At 61.7% G+C, this 26,292-nt stretch carries 24 protein-coding genes, 1 pseudogene and 1 riboswitch; of the genes and pseudogenes, 13 read left to right on the plus strand and 12 right to left on the minus strand.

Annotated elements, in window-relative coordinates; translation table 11 throughout:
* The 9 genes and pseudogenes from HNP71_RS07780 to atzF form a co-directional block, all read left to right on the plus strand.
* A pseudogene (locus HNP71_RS07780) lies at positions 1–186 on the plus strand (glucose-6-phosphate isomerase); the annotation flags it as partial.
* Entirely contained in the window at positions 183–1,151 is a 969-nt protein-coding gene (gene glpX / locus HNP71_RS07785) for a class II fructose-bisphosphatase (protein WP_183266331.1), read from the plus strand. The pseudogene HNP71_RS07780 and the gene glpX, both read left to right, overlap by 4 nt.
* A gap of 383 nt (positions 1,152–1,534) precedes the next feature.
* Positions 1,535–1,645, plus strand: a riboswitch (guanidine-I (ykkC/yxkD leader).
* 81 nt (positions 1,646–1,726) lie between these two features.
* On the plus strand, positions 1,727–2,803 hold the full coding sequence (locus tag HNP71_RS07790) for a putative urea ABC transporter substrate-binding protein (RefSeq protein ID WP_183266332.1): 1,077 nt from the start codon (positions 1,727–1,729) through the stop codon (positions 2,801–2,803).
* A complete protein-coding gene (locus HNP71_RS07795; RefSeq protein WP_183266333.1) occupies positions 2,803–3,621 on the plus strand; it encodes an ABC transporter permease in 819 nt (272 codons plus the stop codon). Before HNP71_RS07790 ends, HNP71_RS07795 begins: the two co-directional genes overlap by 1 nt.
* Positions 3,618–4,355 carry an ABC transporter ATP-binding protein gene (locus HNP71_RS07800; RefSeq protein ID WP_183266334.1) on the plus strand — a complete coding sequence of 246 codons (738 nt, stop codon included), beginning with the start codon at positions 3,618–3,620 and terminating at the stop codon, positions 4,353–4,355. Before HNP71_RS07795 ends, HNP71_RS07800 begins: the two co-directional genes overlap by 4 nt.
* Positions 4,356–5,138, plus strand: a complete 783-nt coding sequence (locus HNP71_RS07805) for an urea amidolyase associated protein UAAP1 (RefSeq protein ID WP_183266335.1) — start codon at positions 4,356–4,358, stop codon at positions 5,136–5,138. It begins immediately after the preceding gene.
* On the plus strand, positions 5,135–5,752 hold the full coding sequence (locus HNP71_RS07810) for an urea amidolyase associated protein UAAP2 (protein ID WP_183266336.1): 618 nt from the start codon (positions 5,135–5,137) through the stop codon (positions 5,750–5,752). The genes HNP71_RS07805 and HNP71_RS07810 overlap by 4 nt, the downstream gene beginning before the upstream one ends.
* Positions 5,752–9,219 (plus strand): 5-oxoprolinase/urea amidolyase family protein, encoded by a 3,468-nt coding sequence (locus HNP71_RS07815; protein ID WP_183266337.1) that lies wholly within the window; start codon positions 5,752–5,754, stop codon positions 9,217–9,219. The genes HNP71_RS07810 and HNP71_RS07815 overlap by 1 nt, the downstream gene beginning before the upstream one ends.
* Before the next feature lie 5 nt (positions 9,220–9,224).
* Positions 9,225–10,991 carry an allophanate hydrolase gene (gene atzF, locus HNP71_RS07820; RefSeq protein WP_183266338.1) on the plus strand — a complete coding sequence of 589 codons (1,767 nt, stop codon included), beginning with the start codon at positions 9,225–9,227 and terminating at the stop codon, positions 10,989–10,991.
* On the opposite strand, the gene HNP71_RS07825 is transcribed toward atzF, so the two are convergent.
* From HNP71_RS07825 to HNP71_RS07850, 6 genes are read right to left on the minus strand one after another with little or no spacing between them, the layout of a single operon-like run.
* Complete coding sequence (locus HNP71_RS07825) at positions 10,970–11,647, minus strand: cysteine hydrolase family protein (protein WP_183266339.1); 678 nt, start codon at positions 11,645–11,647, stop codon at positions 10,970–10,972. The genes atzF and HNP71_RS07825 overlap by 22 nt on opposite strands.
* Positions 11,647–12,444, minus strand: coding sequence for an ABC transporter ATP-binding protein (locus HNP71_RS07830; protein ID WP_183266340.1), 798 nt, complete (start codon positions 12,442–12,444; stop codon positions 11,647–11,649). Before HNP71_RS07830 ends, HNP71_RS07825 begins: the two co-directional genes overlap by 1 nt.
* 10 nt (positions 12,445–12,454) lie before the next feature.
* Complete coding sequence (locus HNP71_RS07835) at positions 12,455–13,327, minus strand: ABC transporter permease (protein ID WP_221246689.1); 873 nt, start codon at positions 13,325–13,327, stop codon at positions 12,455–12,457.
* A complete protein-coding gene (locus tag HNP71_RS07840) occupies positions 13,264–14,040 on the minus strand; it encodes an N-acyl homoserine lactonase family protein (protein WP_183266341.1) in 777 nt (258 codons plus the stop codon). Before HNP71_RS07840 ends, HNP71_RS07835 begins: the two co-directional genes overlap by 64 nt.
* On the minus strand, positions 14,040–15,050 hold the full coding sequence (locus HNP71_RS07845; protein ID WP_183266342.1) for a fatty acid desaturase family protein: 1,011 nt from the start codon (positions 15,048–15,050) through the stop codon (positions 14,040–14,042). Before HNP71_RS07845 ends, HNP71_RS07840 begins: the two co-directional genes overlap by 1 nt.
* Positions 15,047–16,081, minus strand: a complete 1,035-nt coding sequence (locus HNP71_RS07850; RefSeq protein WP_183266343.1) for an ABC transporter substrate-binding protein — start codon at positions 16,079–16,081, stop codon at positions 15,047–15,049. The genes HNP71_RS07845 and HNP71_RS07850 overlap by 4 nt, the downstream gene beginning before the upstream one ends.
* Before the next feature lie 210 nt (positions 16,082–16,291).
* On the opposite strand from HNP71_RS07850, the gene HNP71_RS07855 reads away from it, so the two are divergent.
* From HNP71_RS07855 to HNP71_RS07865, 3 genes are all read left to right on the plus strand, one after another.
* Positions 16,292–17,230, plus strand: a complete 939-nt coding sequence (locus HNP71_RS07855; protein WP_183266344.1) for a LysR family transcriptional regulator — start codon at positions 16,292–16,294, stop codon at positions 17,228–17,230.
* 79 nt (positions 17,231–17,309) lie between these two features.
* A complete protein-coding gene (locus tag HNP71_RS07860; protein ID WP_183266345.1) occupies positions 17,310–18,545 on the plus strand; it encodes an aromatic ring-hydroxylating oxygenase subunit alpha in 1,236 nt (411 codons plus the stop codon).
* Positions 18,542–19,279: a hypothetical protein gene (locus HNP71_RS07865; protein WP_183266346.1), complete on the plus strand. Its 738-nt coding sequence runs from the start codon at positions 18,542–18,544 to the stop codon at positions 19,277–19,279. The genes HNP71_RS07860 and HNP71_RS07865 overlap by 4 nt, the downstream gene beginning before the upstream one ends.
* On the opposite strand, the gene HNP71_RS07870 is transcribed toward HNP71_RS07865, so the two are convergent.
* Positions 19,276–19,683: a dihydroneopterin aldolase gene (locus HNP71_RS07870; protein WP_183266347.1), complete on the minus strand. Its 408-nt coding sequence runs from the start codon at positions 19,681–19,683 to the stop codon at positions 19,276–19,278. The genes HNP71_RS07865 and HNP71_RS07870 overlap by 4 nt on opposite strands.
* A 343-nt stretch (positions 19,684–20,026) precedes the next feature.
* On the opposite strand from HNP71_RS07870, the gene HNP71_RS07875 reads away from it, so the two are divergent.
* Positions 20,027–21,370, plus strand: coding sequence for an NAD(P)-binding domain-containing protein (locus HNP71_RS07875; RefSeq protein ID WP_183266348.1), 1,344 nt, complete (start codon positions 20,027–20,029; stop codon positions 21,368–21,370).
* Between the two features lie 126 nt (positions 21,371–21,496).
* On the opposite strand, the gene HNP71_RS07880 is transcribed toward HNP71_RS07875, so the two are convergent.
* The 5 genes from HNP71_RS07880 to purU all read right to left on the minus strand — a co-directional run bounded on the left by HNP71_RS07880 (position 21,497) and on the right by purU (position 26,254).
* Positions 21,497–22,444, minus strand: a complete 948-nt coding sequence (locus tag HNP71_RS07880; protein ID WP_281376889.1) for a heme-dependent oxidative N-demethylase family protein — start codon at positions 22,442–22,444, stop codon at positions 21,497–21,499.
* A 111-nt stretch (positions 22,445–22,555) separates the two neighbouring features.
* The gene (locus HNP71_RS07885) at positions 22,556–23,470 is read right to left on the minus strand and encodes a PDR/VanB family oxidoreductase (protein WP_183266350.1); all 915 of its coding nucleotides are present in this window, start codon (positions 23,468–23,470) and stop codon (positions 22,556–22,558) included.
* Positions 23,467–24,021, minus strand: coding sequence for a dimethylamine monooxygenase subunit DmmA family protein (locus tag HNP71_RS07890; protein ID WP_183266351.1), 555 nt, complete (start codon positions 24,019–24,021; stop codon positions 23,467–23,469). Before HNP71_RS07890 ends, HNP71_RS07885 begins: the two co-directional genes overlap by 4 nt.
* Before the next feature lie 3 nt (positions 24,022–24,024).
* Positions 24,025–25,158: an aminomethyltransferase family protein gene (locus tag HNP71_RS07895; protein WP_183266352.1), complete on the minus strand. Its 1,134-nt coding sequence runs from the start codon at positions 25,156–25,158 to the stop codon at positions 24,025–24,027.
* Between the two features lie 235 nt (positions 25,159–25,393).
* The gene (gene purU / locus HNP71_RS07900) at positions 25,394–26,254 is read right to left on the minus strand and encodes a formyltetrahydrofolate deformylase (RefSeq protein WP_183266353.1); all 861 of its coding nucleotides are present in this window, start codon (positions 26,252–26,254) and stop codon (positions 25,394–25,396) included.
* Positions 26,255–26,292: the final 38 nt, after the last annotated feature.

Below are 26,292 nucleotides of genomic sequence, written 5' to 3' on the forward strand. Positions count from 1 at the left end.
GCCTTGTACGAGCACCGCATCTTCACCGAGGCCGCCATCTGGAACATCAACGCTTTCGACCAATGGGGCGTCGAGTTGGGTAAGGAACTGGCGACGGGGCTCGTACCATCCGTCAAGGGAATTGAAAACAACCAAGCGGATCCTTCGACAAACGGATTTCTGCAACATCTCGGGAGCCTCGCATGACCTCGCCTCTCTACATCACATCGGACCGCAATCTGGCTCTCGAACTTATACGCGTGACCGAAGCGGCCGCACTTGCCGCGGCGTATTGGATCGGGCGCGGCGAAAAAAACGCCGCCGACGGCGCCGCTGTGGAGGCCATGCGCAAGGCTTTCGACACAGTGGCCATCAACGGCACCGTGGTCATTGGCGAGGGCGAAATGGACGAAGCGCCGATGCTGTATATCGGCGAGAAGGTGGGCTGCGGCGGAGCGGCCATGGATATCGCCGTCGATCCGCTGGAGGGCACCTCCATCGCCGCCAAGGGCGCGCCCAACGCGCTCGCGGTTGTGGCTCTGGCGGGGCGTGGCTGCCTGCTGCACGCCCCGGATGTGTATATGGACAAGATCGCCGTGGGACCTGGACTGCCGGAAGGCGTCGTCGGGCTGGATCGCAGCGTGCGTGAGAATCTCGAGAGCCTCGCCGCCTCAAAACGCTGCGCCGTGGACGAGTTAATGGTGTGCGTGCTGGAACGCGAGCGCCATGCCGAGATCATCGAGGCCTGCCGTTCCGCCGGGGCGCGGATCACGCTCATCGGCGAAGGCGATGTGGCCGGGGTGATTGCCGTGGCTCAGCCGGAGAGCGGGATTGATCTTTACCTCGGCTCCGGTGGCGCACCAGAAGGTGTGCTGGCCGCCGCAGCCATGCGCTGTTTCGGCGGGCAGATGCAGGGGCGTCTACTGTTCGAGGATCAAGCGCAAATCGCCCGTGCCGCCTCGATGGGCATTACCGACCCGCAGCGCATCTACACAATCTCCGACATGGCCAAGGGCGACGTTATGTTCGCGGCCACCGGCATCACCTCCGGCCAGATGCTGCGCGGCGTTCATCTGGCCGGTCAGCGCGCCGTTACCCACTCCATCGTCACACGCAGCAAATCCGGCACGGCGCGCTATGTCGAGGCGCATCATCGGCGTAAACCGGGCTGAATGCTTGGCGCGTCCATACTGGGGGATACTCACGGCTTCACGTCTACGGCTTCTGCAGCATTGGCATCTCGTTCAAGTTGTGGACGAATTTTGCCGCAATGGCGGCATCAAGATGTTCTCCGGCCCGTTGCCGTTTTGGAATCTCTTATCCTCCGCTTAATAATGCGCCACGTCGCCCGGCGGATGTCATGTGCCACCGCCTTGGCTGGAGGTTTTGAAGCCGAGGATTTCTGGCTCACCTGTACTCTGGCGTCGTACCTCGCGCGCATCTGGCGCCATTTTAGGCAAAACGGCCCTTTTTTAAGTCAGCTCTTCGCCAAGACAGAAAAACCTCTATGTGTTCCTGTGCCATTCATCTTGGCACGCAGTTTGCATTTCTCTCCTGCAAAGGCCGCTAGGGTTCCGGCCGGGAAGTATCCCGGTGCTGGTCCGAGAGCGGCGGTCATGCGGGGAGACATCCGCATGATGCACGGCGGGACAAAAGCCCGGGAGAGCTACGGATGCGGGGGTACGCATCGGCTCTCAGTGTACCCTCAAAATTCGGTGAGATTTGTCAACGAAGAGAGGGTGCTTTGATGCTGACACGTAAAGACTTCCTGAAATCCGGCGTCGCGCTGACAGCTGCGGCCACGATGGCCGGCGGCACACCGGCACGCGCCGCGGCCAAGAAGAAATTCACGCTGGCTTGGACGATCTATGTCGGCTGGATGCCCTGGCCCTGGGCGGCTGAAAAAGGCATCGTGAAGAAATGGGCCGATAAATACGGCATCGAGATCGATGTGGTCGAGGTGAACGACTACTCCACCTCCATCAACCAGTACACCTCCGGCATGTTCGATGCGCTGACCATCACCAACATGGACACGCTCGCCGTACCCGCCGTCGGCGGCGTGGACTCCACCTCGATCATCACCGGCGACTATTCCAACGGAAACGATGCCGTGATCCTCAAGAACAAGACGAAGTTCGAGGACATCAAGGGCCAAAACGTCAATATCGTGCAGTATTCGGTGTCGCAATACCTCCTCGACCGCGGTCTGCAAATGCATGGGCTTACTGAACGCGACATCAAGATTGTCAATACCTCGGATGCCGACATGGCCGCCGCGTACCTGACCTCGGATGTTACCGCCGTAGTCACTTGGAACCCGATCGTCGAGCAGATCGACGCCTATCCGACCGCGCACAACGTATTCAACTCCTCGCAGATCCCGGGCGAGATTCTCGACCTCGTGATTGTCAATACCAAGACTCTGGAAGCTAACCCGGAATTCGCCAAGGCGCTCTGCGGCATCTGGTACGAAACACTGGGTATCATGCTGGCCGACACGCCGGACGCCAAGGCGGCGCAAACCGAGATGGGCAAGCTCTCCGGCACCGACTACGCCGGTTTCGCCAGCCAGCTCAAGACCACGCATCTGTTCTCCGACCCGGCCGTGGCCGCCGAATTTACGAAAGGCAGCCAGCTCATCGCCACCATGGACCATGTGCGCCAGTTTCTGTTCGCCTGGGGCATGCTGGGCCAGGGTGCCACCTCGCCAGATGTGGTGGGCATCGAGTTCCCCGGCGGGCATGTGCTGGGCGATCCGAAAAACGTGCAATTCCGCTTCAACGCCGACTACATGGCAATGGCAGCCGCGAAGACGCTGTAATGCGCCTCATCAACCGGCATCCGGGAAAGCATGGCGCGCGGCTGCTCGCCGTCGTGCCGTTCATCGCCCTCATCGTGCTGTACCTGACCGCTTCGGCGGTCAGGCATGCGGCGAACCCGATGGACAAGCTGCTGCCAACCCTCAGCCAGATGGCCTCCGCCGTGAACCTGATGGCATTTACACAGGACATGGCGACGGGTGATTACCTGATGCTCACCGACACGCTCTCCAGCCTGCAAAGGCTGATCGAGGGGCTGGTGATTTCGATTGGCATCTCCTTTGTCATTGGCATCGCGGTGGGCATGCTGCCATACTTGCGCAAGCTCTGCGTACCGTTCATCGCGGCATTCTCTATGGTGCCGCCTCTGGCCATTTTGCCGATCCTGTTCATCATCGCCGGCATAGGCGAGACCGCAAAGGTGACGCTCATCGTCATCGGCACCGCGCCCTTCATGATCCGTGACCTAATCATGCGCGTCGAGGAAATGCCGAAGGCGCAACTCATCAAGGCGCAGACGCTCGGCGCCTCATCCTGGCAAATGGCATTGCGCGTCGTAGTACCCCAGATGCTGCCGCGGTTGATCGACAGCCTTAGACTCTCCCTTGGTCCAGCCTGGATCTATCTGATTTCTGCCGAGGCCATTGCGGCGCAGGACGGGCTTGGTTACCGCATCTTCCTGGTGCGCCGCTACTTCGCCATGGATGTCATCATCCCCTATGTGATCTGGATCACACTGCTGGCCTTCATCTTCGATGTCTCGCTCCGCCTGACACAGCGCTACGCCTTCCCCTGGTTCGCGGGAGCCAAGAGCCAATGAGCAGCATCGAGATCAAGGACATCTGGCAGATCTATGATAGCCGCGTGGTGCTGGAGAAGATCAGCCTGAACATCGAGCAGGGTAGCTTCGTCTCCATCGTCGGGCCCTCGGGCTGTGGCAAGACGACCCTGCTGCGCATGCTGATGAGCGAGGAATTCTGCACCCGAGGCAGCATATTGCTCGATGGTATACCTCTGCCTGCCGAACCTACGCTTGAGCGCGGCGTGGTATTCCAGCGCTACTCGGTGTTCCCGCACCTCACCGTGCTGGGCAACGTGCTGCTGCCGATGGAGCTGAAAGCCTCACGCTGGCTTGGCAAACTTCTTGGCCCCAAGCGTTACAACGCCAAAGAAGAAGCCAGAGCCATGCTCGAGCATGTCGGCCTGCGCCATGCGGCGGACTTTTATCCGGCACAACTTTCGGGCGGTATGCAGCAGCGTCTCGCTCTGGCCCAGGCGCTGATGGCCAAGCCCCGCGTGCTGCTGCTGGACGAACCCTTCTCCGCCCTCGATCCCGGCACCCGCGCGGACATCCATGTGCTGACCAAGCGGCTATGGGAAGAGACGAAGATGACCATCGTTATGGTCACGCACGACATCTCCGAGGCCTTCCGCCTTGGCACGCGCGTCATCGTGCTGGAACGCCCCACGCCCGACGATCCCACCAAGGGCGCGCGCATCACCCATGATATTCCCGTGCGCCCCCGCGCCAAGGACAAAAAAGGAGCAGCCTGAATGCTGGATCTGGACAAACTTACCCCCGAACAATACCGCGCTCGCTACGAAGCCTTGCAGATCCAGGCCCGCGCCCGCGCAGCAGCCCCCAAGCCGGTGACGCAGTTTGCTGATATCGCCCGGGAGAACATCGTTTCGCAGGACACCATCCCGCCGGGCTGGTATGCCTGCTTGCGCCTGCATAAAGGTGCGACGCTGCGCATCACCAACACCTCCGGCACGCCCGGTGCGGCCTTCTTCATGTGGAATGCCGACGAAACCGCAGAGCGCTACAATGCGGGCGATACCACCAAGCTGCAATGGACGACGAATTTTACCACCGGGCGCGTATTGTTTTCGGATATGGGGCGCGTGCTCGCCTCCATCACCGCCGATAGCGGCGCCGGGCACGACACCATCATCGGCCCCAACTCGCCCGCGCAAACCACGAGGCGCAACGGGCGCGACAATCTCCGCAGCGCCGCCGCCAAGTTCGGACTCTCGCGCCGCGATGTCGCCCCCTCCCTCTCGCTGTTCTCACCTGTGGCGGTGGATGAACAAGGCTGCATGCGCTGGCGCGGCAATCCGCCAGCAGGGGCAATGCTGGAACTACGCGCCGAGATGAATCTACTTGTCGTGCTCTCCAACACCCCTGCGGCGCTCAGCCCCATACAGGAGGCGACCGGCCCGATCAGCTACATCATCTGGCGCGCCCCCGCTGCTGGGCCCAAGGATCTCTGCCGCACCTTCACCGAAGAAGCCGTGCGCGGCTTCATCAACACTGATGGGTTCTTTGCCGCATGACTATCATTTCCGACATCACCGTTCCTGCCCGCGCCCCCTATTCCGCCGTGCTGAAGGCGGGACAGATCATGCGCATCGTCGATCTCAAGAGCCAACAAGCGGTAGACGCGCTGTTCTACAACGCGCAGGACACCACGGAGCGTTACTCAGCCCAGGACACGCTTGCGGCGCAGGCAGCCAAAGGCTGGCGTTACGACCTGACCACCGGCTCCGTTCTGCTCTCCAACGAAGGCCGGGCAATGGTGAGGATCATTGCTGATACTTGCGGGTTCCACGATACTTGTGCTGGCGCCTGCTCCTGCGAGAGCAACACCGTGCGCTTCGGCCATGAGACGCGCTTCATGCATTCATGCCGCGAAAACTTCATTGCGGAGCTGGGAAAATACGGCATGAGCAAGCGTGATCTTGTTTCCAACGTGAATTTTTTCATGAACGTGCCGATCCGCCCGAATGGAGAACTCACCGTTGATGATGGCGTTTCCAAACCCGGCGGTTATGTTGAACTGCAAGCGGATATGGATGTGCTGGTGCTTATCTCCAACTGTCCGCAGGTGAACAACCCGTGCAACGGCTTCACCCCCACCCCCATCCAGATCATCATCCGCGACGCGTAATGTTCAAGAAAATTCTAATCGCCAATCGCGGCGAAATCTCCGCGCGCATCCAGCGTAGTTGCAAGGCCATGGGCATTTCCGCCGTGGCGGTGTACTCTGATGCCGACCGCTTTGCGCCGCCTGTGCTGGCGGCAGATGAGGCCGTGCATATTGGCCCCGCCGCCCCGGCGGAGAGCTACCTCAACATGGATGCCATCATCGCGGCCTGTAAGGTGACGGGTGCTGAAGCCGTGCATCCGGGCTATGGATTCCTCTCCGAGCGGGTGGAATTCGCCGAGAAGCTGGCGGCGGCCGGGATCAAATTCATCGGCCCGCGGCCTGAACATCTGCGTGATTTCGGGTTGAAGCACACGGCGCGCGATCTGGCCGAGAAAGCTGGGGTGTCGATGCTGCCTGGCACAGGTATCCTCGCCACGGTGGAAAAAGCCCTGGAGGCGGCGGAGCGCGTCACTTATCCGGTAATGCTGAAGAGCAGCGCGGGCGGTGGCGGCATCGGCATGGTTCTCTGCCATAACGCGGAGGAGCTGGCGGAACGTTTTTCCAGCATTTCACGTCTTGCTGCCAACAACTTTGGCAATGCAGCGCTATTCCTGGAGAAATACGTCGCCCGCGCTCGACATGTCGAGGTACAGATCTTCGGCGATGGAAAGGGCGGCGTGGTGGCACTGGGCGCGCGCGACTGCTCGCTGCAACGCCGAAACCAGAAAGTAGTGGAGGAAACCCCTGCTCCCAATTTGCCTGATGCAAAACTGGCAAAGCTACAAGAGGCCGCCATCGCGCTGGCCTCCTCGGTGAAGTACGAATCTGCCGGCACGGTGGAGTTTGTTTATGATGCCGAAGCACAAGAATTCTACTTCCTGGAAGTGAATACCCGGCTACAGGTGGAGCATTGCGTTACCGAGGAGATGTACGGCGTCGATCTCGTGCGCTGGATGATCGAACAGGCGGCGGGTAAGTTCCGTTTGCCCGAGGTTCTTACACCAAGGGGCGCGGCGATCGAGGTGCGCGTCTATGCCGAGAACCCGGCGGAGAATTTCGCGCCGTGCAGTGGCACGCTGACTGCCTTCAAGCCCGGGCCCGGCCTGCGCGTGGATGGCTGGGTGGAGGAAGGCACCGCCATCTCTCCGTTCTACGATCCGATGCTGGCGAAATTCATTGCCACCGGAAGTACGCGCGATGAGGCTATTGTCAATTTGCAGGCGGCGCTGGCTGAGAGCGAAATTTTCGGCATTGAAACCAATCTGGATTATTTGAGCGAGATCCTGGCCCTGCCCGAATTCCTGGCGGGCGAGATGACCACGCGCACGTTGGTGAATTTCACCTATGTGCCGCACAGCATCGCCGTGCTGGATGGCGGGGCGCAATCCTCATTGCAATCACTGCCCGGACGGCTTGGCTATTGGGAGATCGGCATCCCACCATCCGGCCCGATGGACGAGAAAAGCCATGCTCTGGCCAATGAGCTTCTCGGCAATGTACTCACCGACACGGCGCTGGAGCTGACCCATACCGGCCCGACGCTGCGCTTCAATTGCAACACCATCATCGCGCTCACCGGCGGTGCCATGCCGGCGGAGCTGGATGGCAAGCCCGTGCCATTCTTCAGTCCCGTGGAGGTGAAGGCCGGACAGATCCTGAGCCTTGGCAGCATCGAAGGACCGGGCCAGCGGACTTATCTGGCTGTGAGCGGCGGGTTCGCGGCGCCGGAATATCTGGGCAGCACCGCCACCTTCACCCTGGGTGGCTTTGGCGGGCATAACGGCAACGCCTTGCGCGTTGGCGACACGCTGCGCCTCAACCCGCCGCGCCCTTTGCCCACCCACGCTCCCGCCACGCGCCCGGAACTCACCCATGAGTGGCAACTCGCCGTGCGCTACGGCCCGCACGGTGCGCCGGATTTCTTCCTGGAAGAGGATATCTCAACCTTCTTCGCCTCCACCTACGAGGTTCACCACAACTCCGCCCGTACCGGTGTTCGGCTCATCGGCCCCAAGCCGAAATGGGCGCGCGAGGATGGCGGCGAGGCCGGGCTGCATCCCTCCAACATCCATGACAATGCCTATGCCGTCGGCGCCATCGACTTCACCGGCGACATGCCGATCCTGCTCGGGCCGGACGGGCCTTCGCTCGGCGGCTTCGTCTGCCCGGCGGTGGTGACGCGCGAGGATCTCTGGAAACTCGGCCAGCTCAAGCCCGGCGACAAGGTGCGCTTCATCCGCGCCGATGCCGCCCCCGCGATCATCGAGGCGCGCAAGGATACGGTGATCCGCCGCGCGGGCGATGAGGATATTCTCATCGAGTTCGGCGAGATGAAGCTGGATTTCGAGCTGCGTTTGCGGGCGCAAGGATTGCGCGACGCGCTGGAGCAGGCGCGCATCCCCGGCGTGATCGACCTCACCCCCGGCATCCGCTCGCTACAGGTGCATTTCGATTCCGGCGTGACGAACGCGGCCAGGATCAGCGCGACGGTGGACGAGCTGTTGCCGCATCTGCCCAAACCCGAGGACATGGTGGTGAAGGCGCGGACCATCCATCTGCCGCTATCGTGGAATGATTCGCAGATCCGCCTGGCTATGCGCAAATACCAGGAGACCACGCGCCCCGACGCGCCCTGGTGCCCGGACAATATCGAGTTCATCCGCCGCATCAACGGGCTGGAGAGCATCGACGAGGTGAAGCGCATCATCTTCGATGCCTCCTACGTGGTGCTCGGCCTGGGCGATGTGTATCTCGGTGCGCCGGTGGCCACGCCCTACGACCCGCGCCACCGTCTGGTAACGACCAAATACAACCCCGCCCGCCCCTGGACGCCGCAAAACGCCGTGGGCATCGGCGGCGCGTATATGTGCGTCTATGGCATGGAGGGGCCGGGCGGTTACCAGCTCTTCGGGCGCACCATCCAGGTGTGGAACACGCACCGCCAGACCCCGCCCTTCGAGGACGGCAAGCCCTGGCTGCTGCGGCATTTCGACCAGATCCGCTTCACCGAGGTGAGCGAGCAGGAGCTGCTGGAGCTGCGCGAGGCCTTCCCGCACGGCAAATACATGCCGCGCATCGAGGAAAGCAGCTTCTCGCTCCGCGAACATCTGGCCTTCTGCGCGGATAACGAGGCGAGCATCGCCGCCTTCCAGCGCAGCCAGCGCGCGGCCTTCGCCGCCGAGCGCGAGGATTGGGTGGCCAAGGGGCTGCACAGCTTCGAGGAACCCGACCTGCCGCCCCCGCCGCCCGAGGACGCCCTGCCCCCCGGTGCGCGCGGCATCGCCGCCCCGGTGCCGGGCAGCGTGTGGCAGGTGCTGAAGGAACCGGGCGAGACCGTGGCCGCCGGCGAGCCGGTGATGATCCTGGAATCGATGAAGATGGAAGTGCGCGTGGCCGCCCCGGCCAGCGGGCGGATTTCGGCCCTGGCCGCCGCACCGGGCCAAGTTGTGCGCGCCGGGCAACGCCTGGGCGTGATCGTGACGGAGTGAAAGATATGATCCCCGATTTGCTGGAAATCCCCGCCCTGCGCGCCGCCTACGCCGCCGGGCTGACGCCCGAGGCGCTGATCAACGCGCTGTATGACCGTATCGACACCTACCCGGATAAGGCGGTGTTCATCTCGCTGGTGCCGCGCGAGGAGGCGCTGGCCGCCGCCCGGAGCGTGGACCTCTCGCTGCCGCTGGCGGGCGTGCCTTACGTGGTGAAGGATAATATCGACGTGGCGGGCATGCCCACCACCGCCGCCTGCCCGGATTTCGCCTACACCGCCGCGCGGGATGCCACCGTGGTCGCCAAGCTGCGAGCGACGGGGGCGATTCTGCTGGGCAAGACCAATCTCGACCAGTTCGCCACCGGGCTGAACGGCACGCGCTCGCCCTATGGCGCGCCGCGCTCGGTGTTCAATGCCGATTACATCTCCGGCGGCTCCTCCTCCGGCTCGGCGGTGGCGGTGGCGGCGGGACTGGCGGCGTTCTCGCTGGGCACGGACACGGCGGGCTCGGGCCGCGTGCCCGCCGCCTGCAACAATATCGTGGGGCTGAAGCCGAGCATCGGGCGTATCTCCGCCGCCGGGGTGGTGCCCGCCTGCAAGAGCCTCGACTGCGTCGCCATCTTCGCCAACTCCGCCGCCGACGCCATGGACGTGCTGCGCATGGCCGAGGGTTACGACGAGGCGGACGCCTATTCCCGCGTCCCGCGCGAAGTGGCGTTGCCAGTGGCACCCAAGCTCGGCGTGCTGGCGGTGAAGGACCGCGACTTCGCGGGCGATGAGCAAGCGGCCAAGCTCTATGCCGAGGCCATCGCCCAGGCCGGGGCGCTGGGATGGGCGATGGTGGAGATCGACTACGCCCCGCTGCGCGATATCGCGACGCTGCTCTATGGTGGCGCGTTTGTGGCGGAACGTCTGGCGGCGGTGCGGGCGTTCTACGCCAGCCATGCGGAGAGTTTTGATCCCACGGTGCGGCATATCATCGGTGGAGCAGAAAAGTTTTCCGCCGCCGATGCCTTTGCCGATATCTACAAAGTGCAGGCGCTGCGCCACGCCGCGCTGGCGGAGCTGGGCAAGTGCGACGCCCTGCTGCTGCCCACCGCCCCCGCCATCTTCACCGTGGCCGAGATGCTGGAGCAGCCGGTCAAGCATAACTCCACGCTCGGGCTGTATACCAATTTCGTGAATCTGCTGGATCTGGCGGCCATCGCTCTGCCCGCCGGGTTCCGGGAAAATGGGCTCCCCTTCGGCGTCACCTTCATCGGCCCGGCTTTCAGCGATGCCACGCTGGCTGGCTACGCCTCCACCCTGCACGCCGCCCTGGGGGCTGGGGCCGGGGTGAACCAGGCCCAGCCCACCGCGACCTATAGCGCACCGGCACCCGAGGAGGTGACGGTGGTGGTCGCGGGCGCGCATCTGAGCGGCATGGTGCTTAACCATGAACTGGTTCATCTCGGCGCACGTCTCGTCAGCTCCACCACCACCGCGCCGGATTACAAGCTCTACGCCCTGGCCACCACCCCGCCCAAACCGGGCTTGGCGCAAACGCCGGGTTTTGCCGGGAGCGGCATCGCCGTGGAGGTGTGGGCGCTGAGCCCGGAGAATTTCGGCCGCTTCGTCGCCGCCCTGCCCGCCCCCATGGGCATTGGCCGGGTGACGCTGGCCGACGGCTCGGTGCATCCGGGCTTTCTGTGCGAGGCTTACGCGCTGGAGGGGGCTACCGACATCACCGGCTTCGGCGGTTGGCGGGCTTACCGCGCCAGCTTGAGCTGAATCTCCGCCGCCCGCGCAACCGCCCCGAAGATCCCGCCTTCGGTGGCGATGGTGGCCAGGGCGGCGCGGTGGTTCTCTTCTTCCGTGGCAGCACAGAGATCGCCCGCCACGAGGCACTCAAAGCCCCGATCCACCGCATCGCGCAGCGTGGAATGAACGCAGACATCGGTGGTGAGGCCGCAGATGATGAGATGCCTGATCCCGCGCACAGCCAGAATCAGCGCGAGATCAGTGGCCGCAAACGCCGAATAGCCGGGCTTGTCGATCACCACCTCACCGGGGCGGCGCCTGAGTTCCGGCACCATCTCCCACCCCGGCTCACCGCGCACCAGAAACCGCCTCAGCGCCCCTGGCGCGCCGATGCCCGGCCCCAGCCGCGCCGAGCGCCACGCCTTTTGCGGCGGCAGATCAGCGAGGTCCGGCCGGTGTCCTTCACGCGTATGTACGATTAGCGCGCCCCAGGCGGATGCCGCCTCGCGCAACGCGGCGATGCCGGGGATGAGCGCGCGGGCCGGGGCGGTGTCATACCCCAGCGAGGCAATATAGCCCCGCGGATCGGTAAAATCGCGCTGGACATCGATGATGATGAGCGCGGTGGTCTCCGGCCGCAGGCTATCGTCATGCGGCCAGTCGTAAGGCTTAGCAGAAATACGCATCAGCCCGCCGCCAGGGCCGCCAGGACGGAGAGATCGCTCACCATGCCTGAGGTGGCGCGGATGCGCTGGGTGATCTCGCGCTTATAGTGCAGGAATTCCGGGGCGAGCTTGAGGTCCTGGGTGCGCTTGGGCAGGTCGATATGCCAGACGCTGTCGATATGTCCCGGATGCGGGGCCAGCACCACTACGCGGTCGGCCAGATATACGGCCTCCTCCACGTCATGCGTGACGAACAATATGCCGCTTTTCTCGACTTCCTTCACGTGCAGGATCAAATCGTGCATCACCTCGCGGGTTTGCGTATCCAGCGCACCGAAGGGTTCATCCATCAGCAGGAAATCCGGTTGCGCCATCAGCGCACGGGCGATGGCCACGCGCTGGCGCATGCCGCCCGAGAGCTGATCCGGACGGGAATTGCGCACGCGGGTCAGGCCCATCAACTCCAGCAGCAGATCGGCATGGCGGACCGCCTCGTTTGCCTCCTGCCCTCGATACGCCTTCAACCCGCGGCAGAAGCGCACATTCTCGATCACGCTGAGCCAGGGGTAGAGGCTGTAATCCTGGAACACCATGGCGCGGTCATGCCCCGGGCCGGTGATGCCGACACCGTCGATCTCCAGCACACCGTTGCTGCGCGTCTCCAGCCCGCCGACGATGCGCAGCAAGGTGGATTTGCCGCAGCCCGAGGCGCCGACCAACGCCACGAACTCCCCGGATTGCAAAGTGAGGTTGATGTCGCGCAGGGCCTCGAAGGCACCGAAACGCTTGTTGAGATGGGAAACCAGCAAAGTGCTCATGACGCGGCCCTCACTTCTTGACCCAGGGGAAGAGCCTGCGATGGATGAAGCGCAGGCCTTGATCGGTAATCAGGCCGATGATCCCGATGACGATGATGCCGACGAAGATTCGGTCCGTCTGCAAAAAGCGCTGCGATTGCAGGATGGCGTAGCCGAGGCCGGAATTGGCCGCGACCATCTCGGCCACCACCAGATAGGTCCAGGCAAAACCGAGCGTCAGGCGCAGCGTATCGAACATGCCCGGCATGGCCGAGCGCAGCAGCACCTTGCGGATGACCTCGCCATTGGTGGCCCCCAGCGTGCGCGCCGCCTCGATCTGCGACATCGGCACCCGGGAGACATCGTCCGAGATCATCAGCACCATCTGGAAGAATGTACCGAGCCAGATCACGGTGATCTTGGAGGACTCGCCAATGCCCGCCCAGAGCAGCACCAGCGGCACGAAGGCCACGGCGGGCAGATAGCGGGAGAATTCCAGCAGCGGCTCGAAGAAGGCGCGCACCGGCTGGAACGCGCCGATATAAAGCCCCAGCGGCACGGCCATGAGCGCGGAGATCGCGAAGCCCGCCATCACGCGGTAGATGGAGATGCCGGTATCGGTGAAGAGATTATCGGTGGTGGCCCAGTTCCAGGCCTGGCTGACGACATCCTGCGGGCTGGGCAGGAACATCGGGTCGACAATCCCGCTGGCGGTGACGCTCCACCACGAGGCGAGGAGCAGCACGAAGCTGGTCAGCGCGATGAACCGGTAAAGCGGCTTGGAGAGCGTGCCGCGCACCGTCCATGACGATGGAGGAGCGACTGGTTTGGGCTTGGTCTTCACTCCCTCCAGAGAGGAAAGCTGTCCCATGCCCGGAAGAAGCTCAGATCGTGATTCGGCCATAGCTCCGCTCCTGTCTCTTTCGCCAATTGTTTCAGCCGCCGGATGGAGGCCAGGGCATCGGCCTCGTCATCGCGGTAGCAAAGCCCGGGGGCGATTTCGTCCTCCAGGTTCTCGGTCAAATCCGCCGCGTCCCCGCAGAGCAGAATGGGCGCGCCCTTGGGCAGCTCGATCAGCATCGACATATGCCCAGCGGTGTGGCCGGGTGTCTCGATCGCGCGCACCCCGGGCGTGAGATCATATTCGCAGCACGTGCAGCGCCAGGATTTAACCGGCGCCAGATCATCGGCGAAATAGGCGCTGTCGGCTGGTTCACGCGCGGCTTGCAACTCCTTCTCGTGCACATGCAGCTCGGCATGGCAGAATTCATGCAGCCCCCCAGCGTGGTCGAAATGTAGATGGCCAAGAAAGACCACGTCCACATCTTTCGGCGTAAGCCCCAGTCTTTCCAGCCGCGAGGGAAGCCGGTCCTCCTCGCGCATGATCGGCGGCGCAAGCTCGAAGCCTTCATAGAAGCGCTGGCGCAGCGCCGGGTCTTCGAGCTTCCGGTAGTCGCAGCCGACATCGTAGAGGATGCGGCCATTCGCGGTCTCGATGAGATAAGCGAGGATCGGGGCCTCGATCATCTCGCCATGACCGCGATTGCGGATGGAGACTGCTTTCTCATAGCTGTGCAGGCCCGTGAGAAGCGGCCAGAACTTACGCACCTGAGTCATTACACCGCCGTGAGGAAGGAGACGCCGACGGCACCGACGAAATCATGCGCGCGGTCGCCTTCGGGCTTCACCTCGCCGTAATCCGGGTCAGTGACGCGGCGCAGGCGGTTGCGGTGCCAAGTGGAGAACAGCGCCGTGGCGGGCAGCACCTGCGTGCGGTCGGCGCCGTAGAGCTTCTCGTGCAGCGCCGGAAGCTCGTGCCAGGGCACCGCTGGGCGGGCGTGATGCGCGTTGTGATAGGCGAAGTTGAGGGTGAGCAGGTTGAGCGACGGGTGCGAGAGCGAAAGCACGTTGGAATAAGTATTAGCGTGCTCATAGGCGCGATCGCGCACCAGCTCCGGCGGGGCAGCGGTCAACTCCCTGGATTCATAGACATCGAAGGTGTGCTGGAAGGCGTCCATAAAGCGCAGCACATGCAGGAAGAGCATATAGGCCAGCGCGTAGAACAGCAGAGATTTCACAGAGATGCAGGCCAGTACGCCGAAGAGCGCCACGCGTGAGGCCAGCATGATAAGTGCGCGCCGCTTGCGCGCCGGATCGCTGTGGTTGAATTGCGCGGCGATGACGAAGCTGTGCATCAGGATTTCTACCGCCGGGATGTAAGCCCATTCCAACGCCAGAACCAGCTTTATCACCCAGCGCGGCTGCTTCTTCAGAAACTCCCGGTAGTCGAACGTGACGACATCAAGCCGGTCGGCATGGTGGCGCAGATGTTTTTCCTTCAGCCCCGCATAGGAGGCGAAGCAAGCGCCGGTAAGCCAGGCCATCACCTCGCCCGCACGGTCGTTATCGCTGGATTTGCTGAAGACAGCGCCGTGCGCGAACTCGTGGATAAAATACGCGAAGATGACGAGTGCGTGGGCGACCAGCAGCGTGCCCAGCAGGTCCGGCGCCAGCCCCTGGCGGGTGATGAGCACCAACCCGCCGAGATAGGCCACACCGGCATAAGCCAGCGCGGCGATGTTCGGCACCACGCCGTTGTTGTAACGAAACAGTGCCGACTTGCTCATTTCACACCAGCCAGCGCGTTGACAAAGCTCGCGTCATAAGTGTCCGCGATGGGCGGCGCCGCCGAGATCTGGCCTTCGGATTTCAGCAGATCGCCAATCACCGGGCCACTGACCCAGAAGGAGGGCAGCTTGTCGGATTTCGCCAGCACGGTCGGCATGGCGGCGAGATCCGGGTTCTGCACGCCCGAGAGCTGCGCCTCGGCGATAGCACCATCTTCACCCAGCGCCTTGCCGATGATCGCCGCAGCGTCGTCCGGGCTGGACTTCATGTAATCCTCACCCTCGATGAAGGCCTGGATGAAGCCGGTGATCATCACCGGGTCAGCCTTGATGGTCTTCGGCGTGACGACGATCACGTCGGTGATCAGGCCCGGCGCCTGCTTGGAGGAGAACAGCACATGGAACTTCTTACCGCCATCGGCCTGCACGATACCGGTGACGCTCGGCTCATAGGTGACGCCCACCTTGGTGGAGCCGCCAACCATCACGCCCGGCACGCCCTCGGCGGGCACGTTGATGGAGGTTATATCGCTCTTGCTCAGCCCCACCTGCTTCAGCGCGTAGCCAAGCAGGAAGTCCGACGGGGTGAGCGGCGCGTAGGCCACTTTCATCCCCTTGAGCTGGGACACGGAGGTGATGTCGTCGGTGGAGAGCATGGCGTCGGCGCCGGCGGAATAGTCGATGGGCATGACCACCTTCAGGTGCCAGCCCTTGGCGTTGGTGCCGATCACCTGGTCATAGGTAAGCGTTCCCGCGCCGACCTGCCCCGAATAAATGGCCCCGGGAATGGCGGAGGGGTCGTCGAAATTGACGAGATTCACATCCACCCCATGCGCGGCGAAGAAGCCCTTGGCCGCCGCGACATAAATGGGGCCATAACCGATCCAGGGCACGATACCGAGATTAAGCTTCGTGGCGGCCAAGGCGCTGGCACTGCCGCCAGCGAGCATCGTCAGGGCCGTGGCTGCCCCCAGCAGGGCTCGGCGCAGCGACCGCAGGGCGCGAGAAACCCCGGAGCGAAGTGACGTCATGGTTGCATCCTCATAGCGGTTAGCGGCGGAAAAATACGCAAATTCAGCGTCGTCATCGATCATTGAGCGCGTTAAACAGGCATAATTTGAAAGAATATTTTTAACACCGCTCATTTGTGCTGAATTTGTATACATAATTAAGGGGTAGCCAGTGCTGAATTATAGTAACATGGCTTGCTTTGCCGATTTACTTTCCATATCAAGAAAGTTATGGCCCGCCACCCGCCCTTTACCGCCAACGTCTCCGATGTGGATATCCGGCTGTTGCGGCTGTTCTCCACGGTGGTGGAATGCGGCGGCTTCGCCGCGGCGGAGGCGCAGCTGCAAACCGGCCTTTCCACAATCAGCAAGCATGTGAAAGAGCTGGAGACACGTCTGGGCGTGAAGCTGTGCCGGCGCGGGCGCTCGGGCTTCGCCCTCACCTCCCAGGGGCGGGAGGTGCATCTGGCGGCACAGCAGCTGTTTGGCGCGCTGGAGGGCTTCCGCTACCGGATGAACGGCATCCACACCGAAATTGTCGGCGAACTCAACCTTGGCATTATCGACACGCTGCTTACCGATCCGAATTTCCGCCTGGCCAAGGTACTTTCGGCGATGAAACGCCGCGCCCCGCGCGTGCAAGTGAACATCTCGGTGGACCCGCCAAACCATCTGGAAAAGGCGCTGCTGGACGAGACCTTGCATGCCGCCATCGTGAGCGTGCGCCAGCGCCTGCCGGGGCTGGAGTACCGGCTGCTCTATAGTGAGAAGAACAATCTCTACTGCGCCGAAACGCACCCGCTCTATCCGCGCTGCCCCGACGAGGTAAGCCTGGACGAACTGGCCTCCTGCGAGTTGGTCGGGCGGACCTATGCGGCGCAGGAAGAGTCCCGCCTGCTGCTCGGCACGCTGCCCCGCACTGCCACCGCCAACGATGTGGAAGGCATCGCGCTGCTGGTATTGACCGGGCGTTATATCGGCTACCTGCCCGACCACTATGTCAGCGCGACCAAATTCTTCTTGCCGCTGCGCCGCGTACTGCCCGCGCGCTTCGGCTATAACGTGGATATGGAGCTCGCCACCCGCCCACGAGCGCATCAACCACCGGCGGTGGTGAACTTCCTGGCGGATCTGGCGCGGGACTTCGGCATCGGCGCGCCGGGCGGCTAGAATCGCTTGGCGAATACGCCAAGTGAACTGGATATCTTTTGCCTTTTTGAAAGGCGCGCCGCTTTTTTAGGCTGGCACAATGCTTACACCCGTGCTTGCCTCCCTCACGGCGGATATCGCCGCCACCGCTGCCCTACCCCTCACCAGCGCGCACACCCTCCCCCAGGCCGCCTATACTAACGAGGCTTTTTTCAAGCTCGAAGAGGAAAAGTTGTTCCGCGCGGGCTGGCTCTGTGTGGCGCATATAAGCGAGTTGCCCAATCCTGGCGATTATCTGGCGCTGGAACTACTCGGCGAGCCGCTGGCCATCACCCGCGCTGAGGACGGCGCCATCCATACGCTCTCACGCGTCTGCCCGCACCGGGCCATGGACATATTGCCCGGCAGCACCGGTTTTCCGCGCAAGGGCCATGCACCGAACCTGCTCTGCCCCTATCATTTCTGGTCCTTCGAGATGGATGGGCGGCTGCGCGGCTGCCCGCACATGCAGGAAGCCAAAGACTTCACCAAAGCCGAATGGCCGCTGACCGCCGTGCGCAGCGATGTGTGGAACGGCTTCGTCTTCGTAAACTTCGACGGTGCTGCGATGGAACTTGCCAAATGCTACCGCGATCTCGACGCCATCGTCGCGCCCTGGAATTTCGCGCAGATGAGCATCGCCATAACCATGGACTGGGACTGCCCATTCAACTGGAAGGTGATGGTGGAAAACTGGATGGAATCCTACCACCATATCGGCGCGCACAGCACCACGCTGAACCGGATCATGCCCGGACAAAATACCTGGATCGAGCCCGAGCATCCGCATTACGTGCATGCGCATCTGCCCTATACGGCCAAGCTCCAGGCCGAAGTTGAGGAGGCTGCGGCGCGCGGCGAGGCTATGCCGGGCTTCTTGCCGATCTCCGGCCTATCCGGCGGGCAGAGCAAGGAATGGGGGCTGTTCACTGGGTATCCGTTCTTCATGTTCCTCACCATGCCGGATCGTCTGTTGTGGTACCGGCTGCTGCCCATTTCCGCCGAACGCTGCAAGCTGCAAACGATCACACTGGTCAGCCCCGAGACCATGGCGAGCCCCGAGCTGGCGAAGATGATCGAGGAAGAAAGCGTGCTGCTGCGCGACTTCCATTTGGAGGACATGGAGGTGAACGAGGCCGTGCAGACAGGATTGCGCTCGCGCTACGCGGTGCGTGGCCGGCTCTCGCATCTCGAAGAACCTGTCTGGTTGATCCAGCGTTACCTAGCCGCACGGCTGGCAGGAGCCTACCCAGAGAAGGCGTCACGCAAGCCCTATTACGGTCTGCGCACCGTATGAAAACCCTGACCGTTCCCACTCTGACGGGGCTATGGACGCGCTCGCTCCTGGCCCTGCCCGATGGCCAGCGCGATACCGATACATTGGTAACTTGGTTGCAAGGACCATCGTTATTCGTGGATCTGCGTATTCCCCCTGGACGTCCTGACTGCTTCCACGCCACCACGCTGGCCGACCTCACCATGAACGATTGCCTATGGCTGGCCACGCAGCAGGGCTTCGCCGGCCTGTTCCGCCAAGAGGACGGCCTGTTCCGGTGGCATCGAGAGATCGACTTCCACCCTCCTGCCCCGCTACCAGATGCCGGAAACCTGTTCTGGAACGGCGAGGTGTTGGTGGAGACCGGACATTTCTCCGACTATCTGGAGCACTGGCACCGCACGCCAAATACCCCCGCATGCCCCGCATCGGCATTACGCCTGCGCAGCCGGGCCGATGGCCGCGCCGCCATATTCGTGCGCGCAGGCGGGGTGTTCATGTTCGCGCGCGCACGTTCACCGGAATTGGTGCTTACCGCCGCAACACTCCTCGCCTGCGTGGAGGGCGCCGCGGATCTTCGGACGGCTCAGGAACTGGTGGATTGCGAGCTCTCTTTGGGCGAAATTGAAGGTTGGCGCATAACCCGTTCCAGTCTGCCATTCCGCGAAGGCGTCACACTTACCGTGCAGCGCACAGGCTCGTGCCTGATGTTGGACGGCTTGGCATGGGAAATTCTATTAGAGGAGAGTGCCTAACCTGCGTCGGCACTCATCGTCACGCCGACACCGCCAGCATCGTCATACACGTCGAGCTTCTCCACCGTCACCGTGGCATGGCGCGCACGCGGATCGGAGAGACAAATCTCCAGCACGCGCTCGGCAAAACTCTCCACCAGCTTGATGTGGCCTTCGATCGCAAGGCGCCTTATGGCCTGGGAAATATCGTCATAGCAGATGGTATTGCGCAACTCGTCATGCAGCGTCTCGTCGAGACGCGCCACGACCTCAAGATTGACCCGGATGCGCTGGCGCCCCCGCTTCTCATGCTCATGCACACCGATCCGGGTCTGCAACACGAGATCGCGTACGAAGATCCGCCGTATCGGATCGATGCGGCGCTGGTGCAGGCTTTTCACGTTCAGGTTATGAATCGACGGCATCAGGAGACCTCACGAACAGCCGATCATGGCCAGGAGCTCGGCTTAACCTCGCAGGCGGCCACTCTCAAGAAGCAAGAACAAATATTTCCCACCACGACAATATCAACGTCTCATAGTTCCCTTCAAGAATTTTTTTTACTTATATGTCACTTTTCGTGTTGCACAGCAAAATGAATCCCCATACGGTACCGCGCATCGCCACCGTGACGATATGACGTGGAGGAGTTTGAGCCAGGCCGCAACTTTACGCTCACCACAACAGAGTTTTTAGACATCAACCAGAGCGGGCCATTTTTGCACAAACTGGCAGAACGGTACCGTCACATTGCATAAAGGTATCCACATGAGTTTTCGTGTTGCGATCATCGGCGCCGGCCCCAGTGGGCTCGCACAGCTCAGGGCGTTCGAAGCCGCCGAGAAGCAGGGAGTCGAACTTCCTGAAGTCGTCTGCTTTGAGAAGCAGGCAGACTGGGGCGGCATGTGGAACTACACATGGCGCACGGGACTCGATGAATACGGCGAACCTGTGCATGCCTCTATGTATCGTTATCTGTGGTCCAATGGTCCCAAGGAAGCCCTTGAATTCGCCGATTACTCCTTCGAAGAGCATTTCGGCCGTCCCATTCCGTCCTATCCACCCCGCGAAGTGTTGTGGGACTACATCGTCGGCCGCGTGAAGAAGGGCAATCTGCGCCGCTTCATCCGTTTCCGCTCCCCGGTGCGCGATGTTGCCTATGACGATGCTTCCGGCAAGTTCACCGTCACCGTACGCGATCTCACGAACGACCACGTCTATTCCGAGGTGTTCGATTACGTTGTGGTGGCGTCAGGCCATTTCTCGACCCCGAATGTCCCCGACTTCCCTGGCCTCACCAAATTCCCCGGCCGTGTGCTGCATGCGCATGATTTCCGCGACGCCGCCGAATTCGCCGGCAAGACCGTGCTTTGCATCGGCAGCTCGTATTCCTCCGAGGATATCGGCACCCAGTGCTACAAGTACGGCGCCAAGGAGATCCTCTTCTCCTACCGCAGCAAGCCGATGGGCTTCGCCTTCCCCGAGGCATTCTCCGAAGTGCCTCTGCTGCTGAAAGTCGAAGGCAAGACCGCCTACTTCAAGGATGGTATCAGCAAGGATGTGGATGCCATCATCATCTGCACCGGCTACCAGCATCACTTCCCATTCCTGCCGGACGATCTGCGCCTGAAGACCAACAACCGTCTATGGCCGCTGGGGCTATACAAGGGCGTGGTGTGGGAGAAGAACCCGAAGCTGCTCTATCTCGGCATGCAGGACCAGTACTACACCTTCAACATGTTCGACGCGCAAGCCTGGTTTGCCCGCGATGTCATGCTTGGCAAGGTCAATCTGCCCTCGTTGGAAGAGATGCAAGCCGACAGCCAAACCTATCGCGAGAAGGAAGAATCTACAATCAGCGCCTCGGAAGATATCGACTTCCAGTGCGGCTATATCCGCGACCTGCTTGGCCTGACCGATTACCCGGACTTCAAGCCGGAGATCATGGCCGAGCAGTTCAAGGAATGGAAGCACCACAAGGAAGAGGACGTGCTGACCTATCGTCACCACAGCTTCCGTTCAGCCATCACCAGGACCATGGCGCCGCCGCTCAAAACACCTTGGATGCAGCAGCTCGACGACAGCCTGGACGCCTTCCTGGCCAACAACTAAGGTTCGCCTACAATCGTCGCCTCCGGGGAAACCCGGAGGCGTTTTTTTCTACCTGTCTCTTGGCGGAACATGACCAACAAAAAACCCCGTGGCGTCGCCTTGGGGTTTTTTAGGAAAAGGCAAGGCTCAGATGCCGTCCTGCTCTGGGCCGATACCCGCGTTCAGCACGCGGCCATCGTCATGCGGCGCGAAATAATCCACCACATATTGCCGATAGCGCGGCAGCCCCTTGTACTCGGCAATTCGCGGATGCAGATCGCGGATGACACGATGCATTCGTACCGCCCATTTCTTTACCTTGGCCAGCTCTTCCAGGCGGATGAGATAGCCACGGATGGAGAACAGAATGGCGTTCGAGCGCGGCAGACGGTAGAGGGTCTGCAACTCCACGCGCAGGCACATGCGGTGCCCCACATTCTCCGGCGTGATCGCTGCCTTCTCAGGCCCCCACAACGGATAATTCTCCGGCGAGGTGTCGAGGCGCGGATTGGCGGTCATCGTCCAGTTCAGGCGGCGCACCGGCTTGCCGCATTGCATGCGCAGCAGATATTGCAGCGCGCGGTCGAACACGCCGCTCTCATGCGCCAGCGGCACCGGGCCATGCCATTCATGAAAGGACATGCCTACGTCAAAGTTCAGCGACCAGTCAGCCTGCGAGGTGACCATGCCGCCATCCATATACAGATTATTGTCCCGCTGGTCCTGCAGCGAGAAATCACCCTGCACCTGGCGGGTGATGTACTCGAACGGACCGAAGGGCAGCGTCTCCTCCCGGCCAAATGTGAACTTCTGGTCAATATCCAGCGGACGGTTGATCCAGTGCCACTCATCGTCGTTCTTAGTCAGTGAGAAATGCTCGGGATAATCGTTCGCTAGATTCTCCATGAGCAGCTCGAGCGTGTCCCACTCGGCCGTTTCCATATGCGGTAACACCTGGCAGCGCAGCGGGTCCTGGTCCAGCGTAATGGCGCGATCCGCCATATCGCCGACATAGTGCTCGTCGATATCGAACATGGCGTTGTAAACCGGGCTCGCTCCGCCGCGCACATGCGGCTCCATGTTCACGGAGTACATGTAACTGTCTTCTGGGAACGGGAATGGGAAGCGCAGGATCGCCTCATCTGAGTTGCTGAACGTGTAATCGTCCCGGAATGTCTCTTGAGGTTTCAGGCTCAGTTTCATGGTTCAGAAATCCAGCACCAGTTCGGGGGTTTTCGCGCGCGAGACGCAGATCATGATGGCATTGTTGGCGGCACGCTCGGTCTCGGATAGGTAATGGTCGTGATGCGCGGGCACACCGTCCAACACCGTGAGCTTGCATTCACCGCAGGCGCCGCCACGGCACAAACAGGGCGGGGTGAGACCGGCGGCTTCCATCGCATCAAGCAGCGATTCCTCTCGCCCCACGTTCACCTTCACGCCGGAGCGCTTCAGATGCGCGACAAATGGTTCGCCGCCGGTGGCACCGCCAAAGCTCTCCTTATGCACCTTGGCCGCGGGCCAGCCGACATGCGCGGCGGTGGCCAGCACCACATCCATAAAGCTCTCAGGCCCGCAAACGGAAAGATGCGTGTCCAGCTTCTGGCGCTTGAGTAGCGCTTCGAGGTTCAACGTATTGCGGCTGGTATGCAGCGTCGCCTCGGGGCCGGAAGGCAGCAAAGTGCGGAAGGCTGTCTCATCCTCTGGCTTGCAGCAATGGTGCATCTCATAGGCCAGACCAGGAAGTTTGAGATAAGATAGAAACGGCGTGATGCCGATGCCCGCCGAGAGTAGCAAATGCCGCTTGGCCTTACGCTGCGGCGCGAATAGATTCTGTGGTGGATACACCTCCAGCACGTCGCCTACCTTGGCATGTTCGTGCAGCCAGGCGGAACCGCCACGGGATTTTTCCACGCGCCGGACCATGATCTCATAGGCCAGAGCATCGGCGGCGGAGGTGATGGAATAGGCGTTCTTCCACACACGGTTCGGCCCTGGAATCTCCAGCACCACATGAGAGCCAGCCCCGGCGCGCGGCAGAACCGCACCATCAACCGGCGCCAGCGTGAACTTGCGGATGCCGGAGGTAAGCTGGCCCGCGGCTTCGATCTTCAGTTTCATGACGTAAACACCTCCGCTGCCGGAATTTCGCCTGGCACTTCCGCATCCACCTTCACGCCCATGAAGGCGGCGAGGCGGCGGGAGAAATGGTCGCGCACGAACAAAGCCGCCTCGCAAGACGGGCAGGAGACAATGTTCACCGGCACGCCCTCGATCATGGTGCGGCAATGGGAACAATAAACGCGCCGAACGAGCGGCCCGGCGCGATGCAGCGAGATCTCGGACGGATGCAGCCCGGCGACGATGCCGATGTTATAGGCATCCCATATAAATGCCTCGGAGCCGATGGCATAGAACCGTAACCCTGCCGTCTCCCGCCCCAGGCGATGGCCGAGCTGCGCCAGCAGCTCTGTGGTGGAGCGGAAGGGGCGTACCCCTCCCGCAGCCAGGACCGGCACGCCCGGCCCGTTATGCTTCACCGTCCAGACCTCGATATTGTCGAAGCTGTCCTCTATGCCTTCCGGCGGGGCATCGAGGCTGGTGACGACGAGATGCGCGCGCCCCGATGGCTCCAGCGCAAAGGGTTCATAGACCGGACGGTTCTTGCTCATGGCTCAGCCCACCGCCGTACGCTTGGCCTTCTTCGGGTCGTCGAACGGCAGCGCGTGCGCGATGGCTGGCACGCCGCCCAACGAGCCCTCAACCGTGAGCTTCGCGCCATGCACGGCATAGGGCACGTCCACGCGGGCGATAGCCATGGACTTGCCGGTAAGCGTGGAGACCATCGGGCAGGTGATGACGCCGACTTCCTTGCCATCGGCTACAAGCTTATCTCCAGGGGCGGCGGATTTGTCGCTCTCGATGAGCACACCGAAGATCTTGAAACGCTCCTTACCCTTCAGGCGATAATGTTCCTCGGCGCCACGAAAGCCTGTCTTGCCCGGGGAGACGGTGAAGTCGAGCCCCAGCTCCCACAGCGTGTCGCCGCAGGGCTCGTTCTCGAACGGATACATCTCGGAATTATCGTACGGGTAGAAGAGCAGATAGCTCTCGGTGCGCAGCAGATCGAGCGCGGTGAAGCAGCAGGGGATGATGCCCATCTCCTTACCCTCTTCCACGATGGTATCCCAGATCAGCTCGGCATCCTCGGCCTTGCAGAAGATCTCGTACCCACGTTCGCCGGTATAGCCAGTGCGCGATATCATCACCGGCTTGCCGAACAGCGTGGCGCCCATGTGGCCGAAATATTTTAGGTCGCGGATACCCGGCACATGCTTGGCCAGATAATCCACTGCCAGAGGCCCTTGCAGCGAGAGATCGAGCAGATCATCATCGAACAGCATGGTGACATTGCGGCCAACGACGGCCTGGGTAAGAGCTTGATGCCCCGCGCCGGAACCATGCACCACGAACCAGGAATTCGGCCCAGTGCGGTAGAGGATACCATCATCTATGAACTTGCCACCCTCGTTGAGGAAGCAGCAATAGGCGGACTTGCCCGGCATAATCTTGGAAACATCGCGCGTGGTTAGATAATCAAGCACCGCCGAAGCATGCGGTCCATGTAGATGCACCTTCTTCAGCCCCGAAACGTCCATCAGCCCCGCCCTGGTGCGGATCGCCACATGGTGGTCCTGCACGTCGGTTGAGTACGTCCAGGCCGTTGGCATGCCGTTCCAGTCCTCAAGCTTGGAACCAAGAGCGCGGTGGCGGGAGGCTAGAGCGGCGTAACGCCAGGAGCGAGTCATGCGATGGCCTTCGTGGTTAGAGTGAAAAAACATCTCCACCCCGCCATGAGGCGATAGCGGAGATATGCAACAGGCAGACGACGGTCACGGGGTCAGTACCGCTGAGAGGGCGGCGCGGTGTTTGGTGGTGAAAGCCTCGCTGCCGATATGCTCGACCAAAACAAAATGCCCCGAAAAAAATCTTTCCTTATAGTTATAAAGGATAATTGCAGAGAATCGTCTCTGTCAATCGGATTTAGCTCGCGAACACCACCGTCTTGCTGCCGTTCAGGATAACGCGGTCTTCCAAATGGTAGCGCACAGCGCGGGCAAGTACCCGGCGCTCGATGTCACGCCCCTTGCGCACCAGATCATCCGGCGTATCCGCGTGCGAGATGCGCTCAACATCCTGCTCGATGATCGGCCCTTCGTCGAGGTCAGACGTCACGTAATGCGCCGTAGCCCCGATCAACTTCACACCACGGCCATGGGCCTGGTGGTAAGGCTTGGCGCCCTTGAAGCCGGGTAGGAAGGAATGGTGAATATTAATGCAACGGCCTGAAAGTTTTTGTGTCAGTGCATCGGAAAGCACCTGCATGTAACGCGCCAACACCACCAGCTCGGACTTGGTCTCCTTCACCAACTCCCAGATCTGTGCCTCCTGTTCCATCTTGGTGGCCTTACTGATGGGCATATGATGGAACGGCAGGCCGCCGAAATCGAGCCCGGCATAATTCTCGATGCTATGGTTGGAAACGATTGCGGTGGGCGTCATGTCCAGCTCGCCAATGCGCCAGCGGTACAGCAGGTCGGCCAGGCAATGGTCGAACTTGGAGACCAGCAGCAGCACGCGGCGCGGCGTAGAATGGTCGTTGATCGCGTAGTTCATCTTGTACAGCTCGGCGATGCCTGCAAACCCTTCACGCAGCACGGAGATGCTGGAACCAGCGGCAAGGTCGAAGGCGATGCGAGCGAAGAACTTACCGGTCTCGGTATCGTCGAATTGCTGGGCCTCGCGGATGTCGGCGCCGTGCTCGAACAGATAGGTGGTGACGGCGGCAACAATGCCAGGACGGTTCTGGCAGGAGAGCGTAAGAACGTATTGCGCGTTAGACATGGCACTTCCCAGAGATGAATATTGACGTGAATGATTGT

This window comes from Acidocella aromatica, from assembly GCF_014201825.1.
Lineage (GTDB): Bacteria > Pseudomonadota > Alphaproteobacteria > Acetobacterales > Acetobacteraceae > Acidocella > Acidocella aromatica.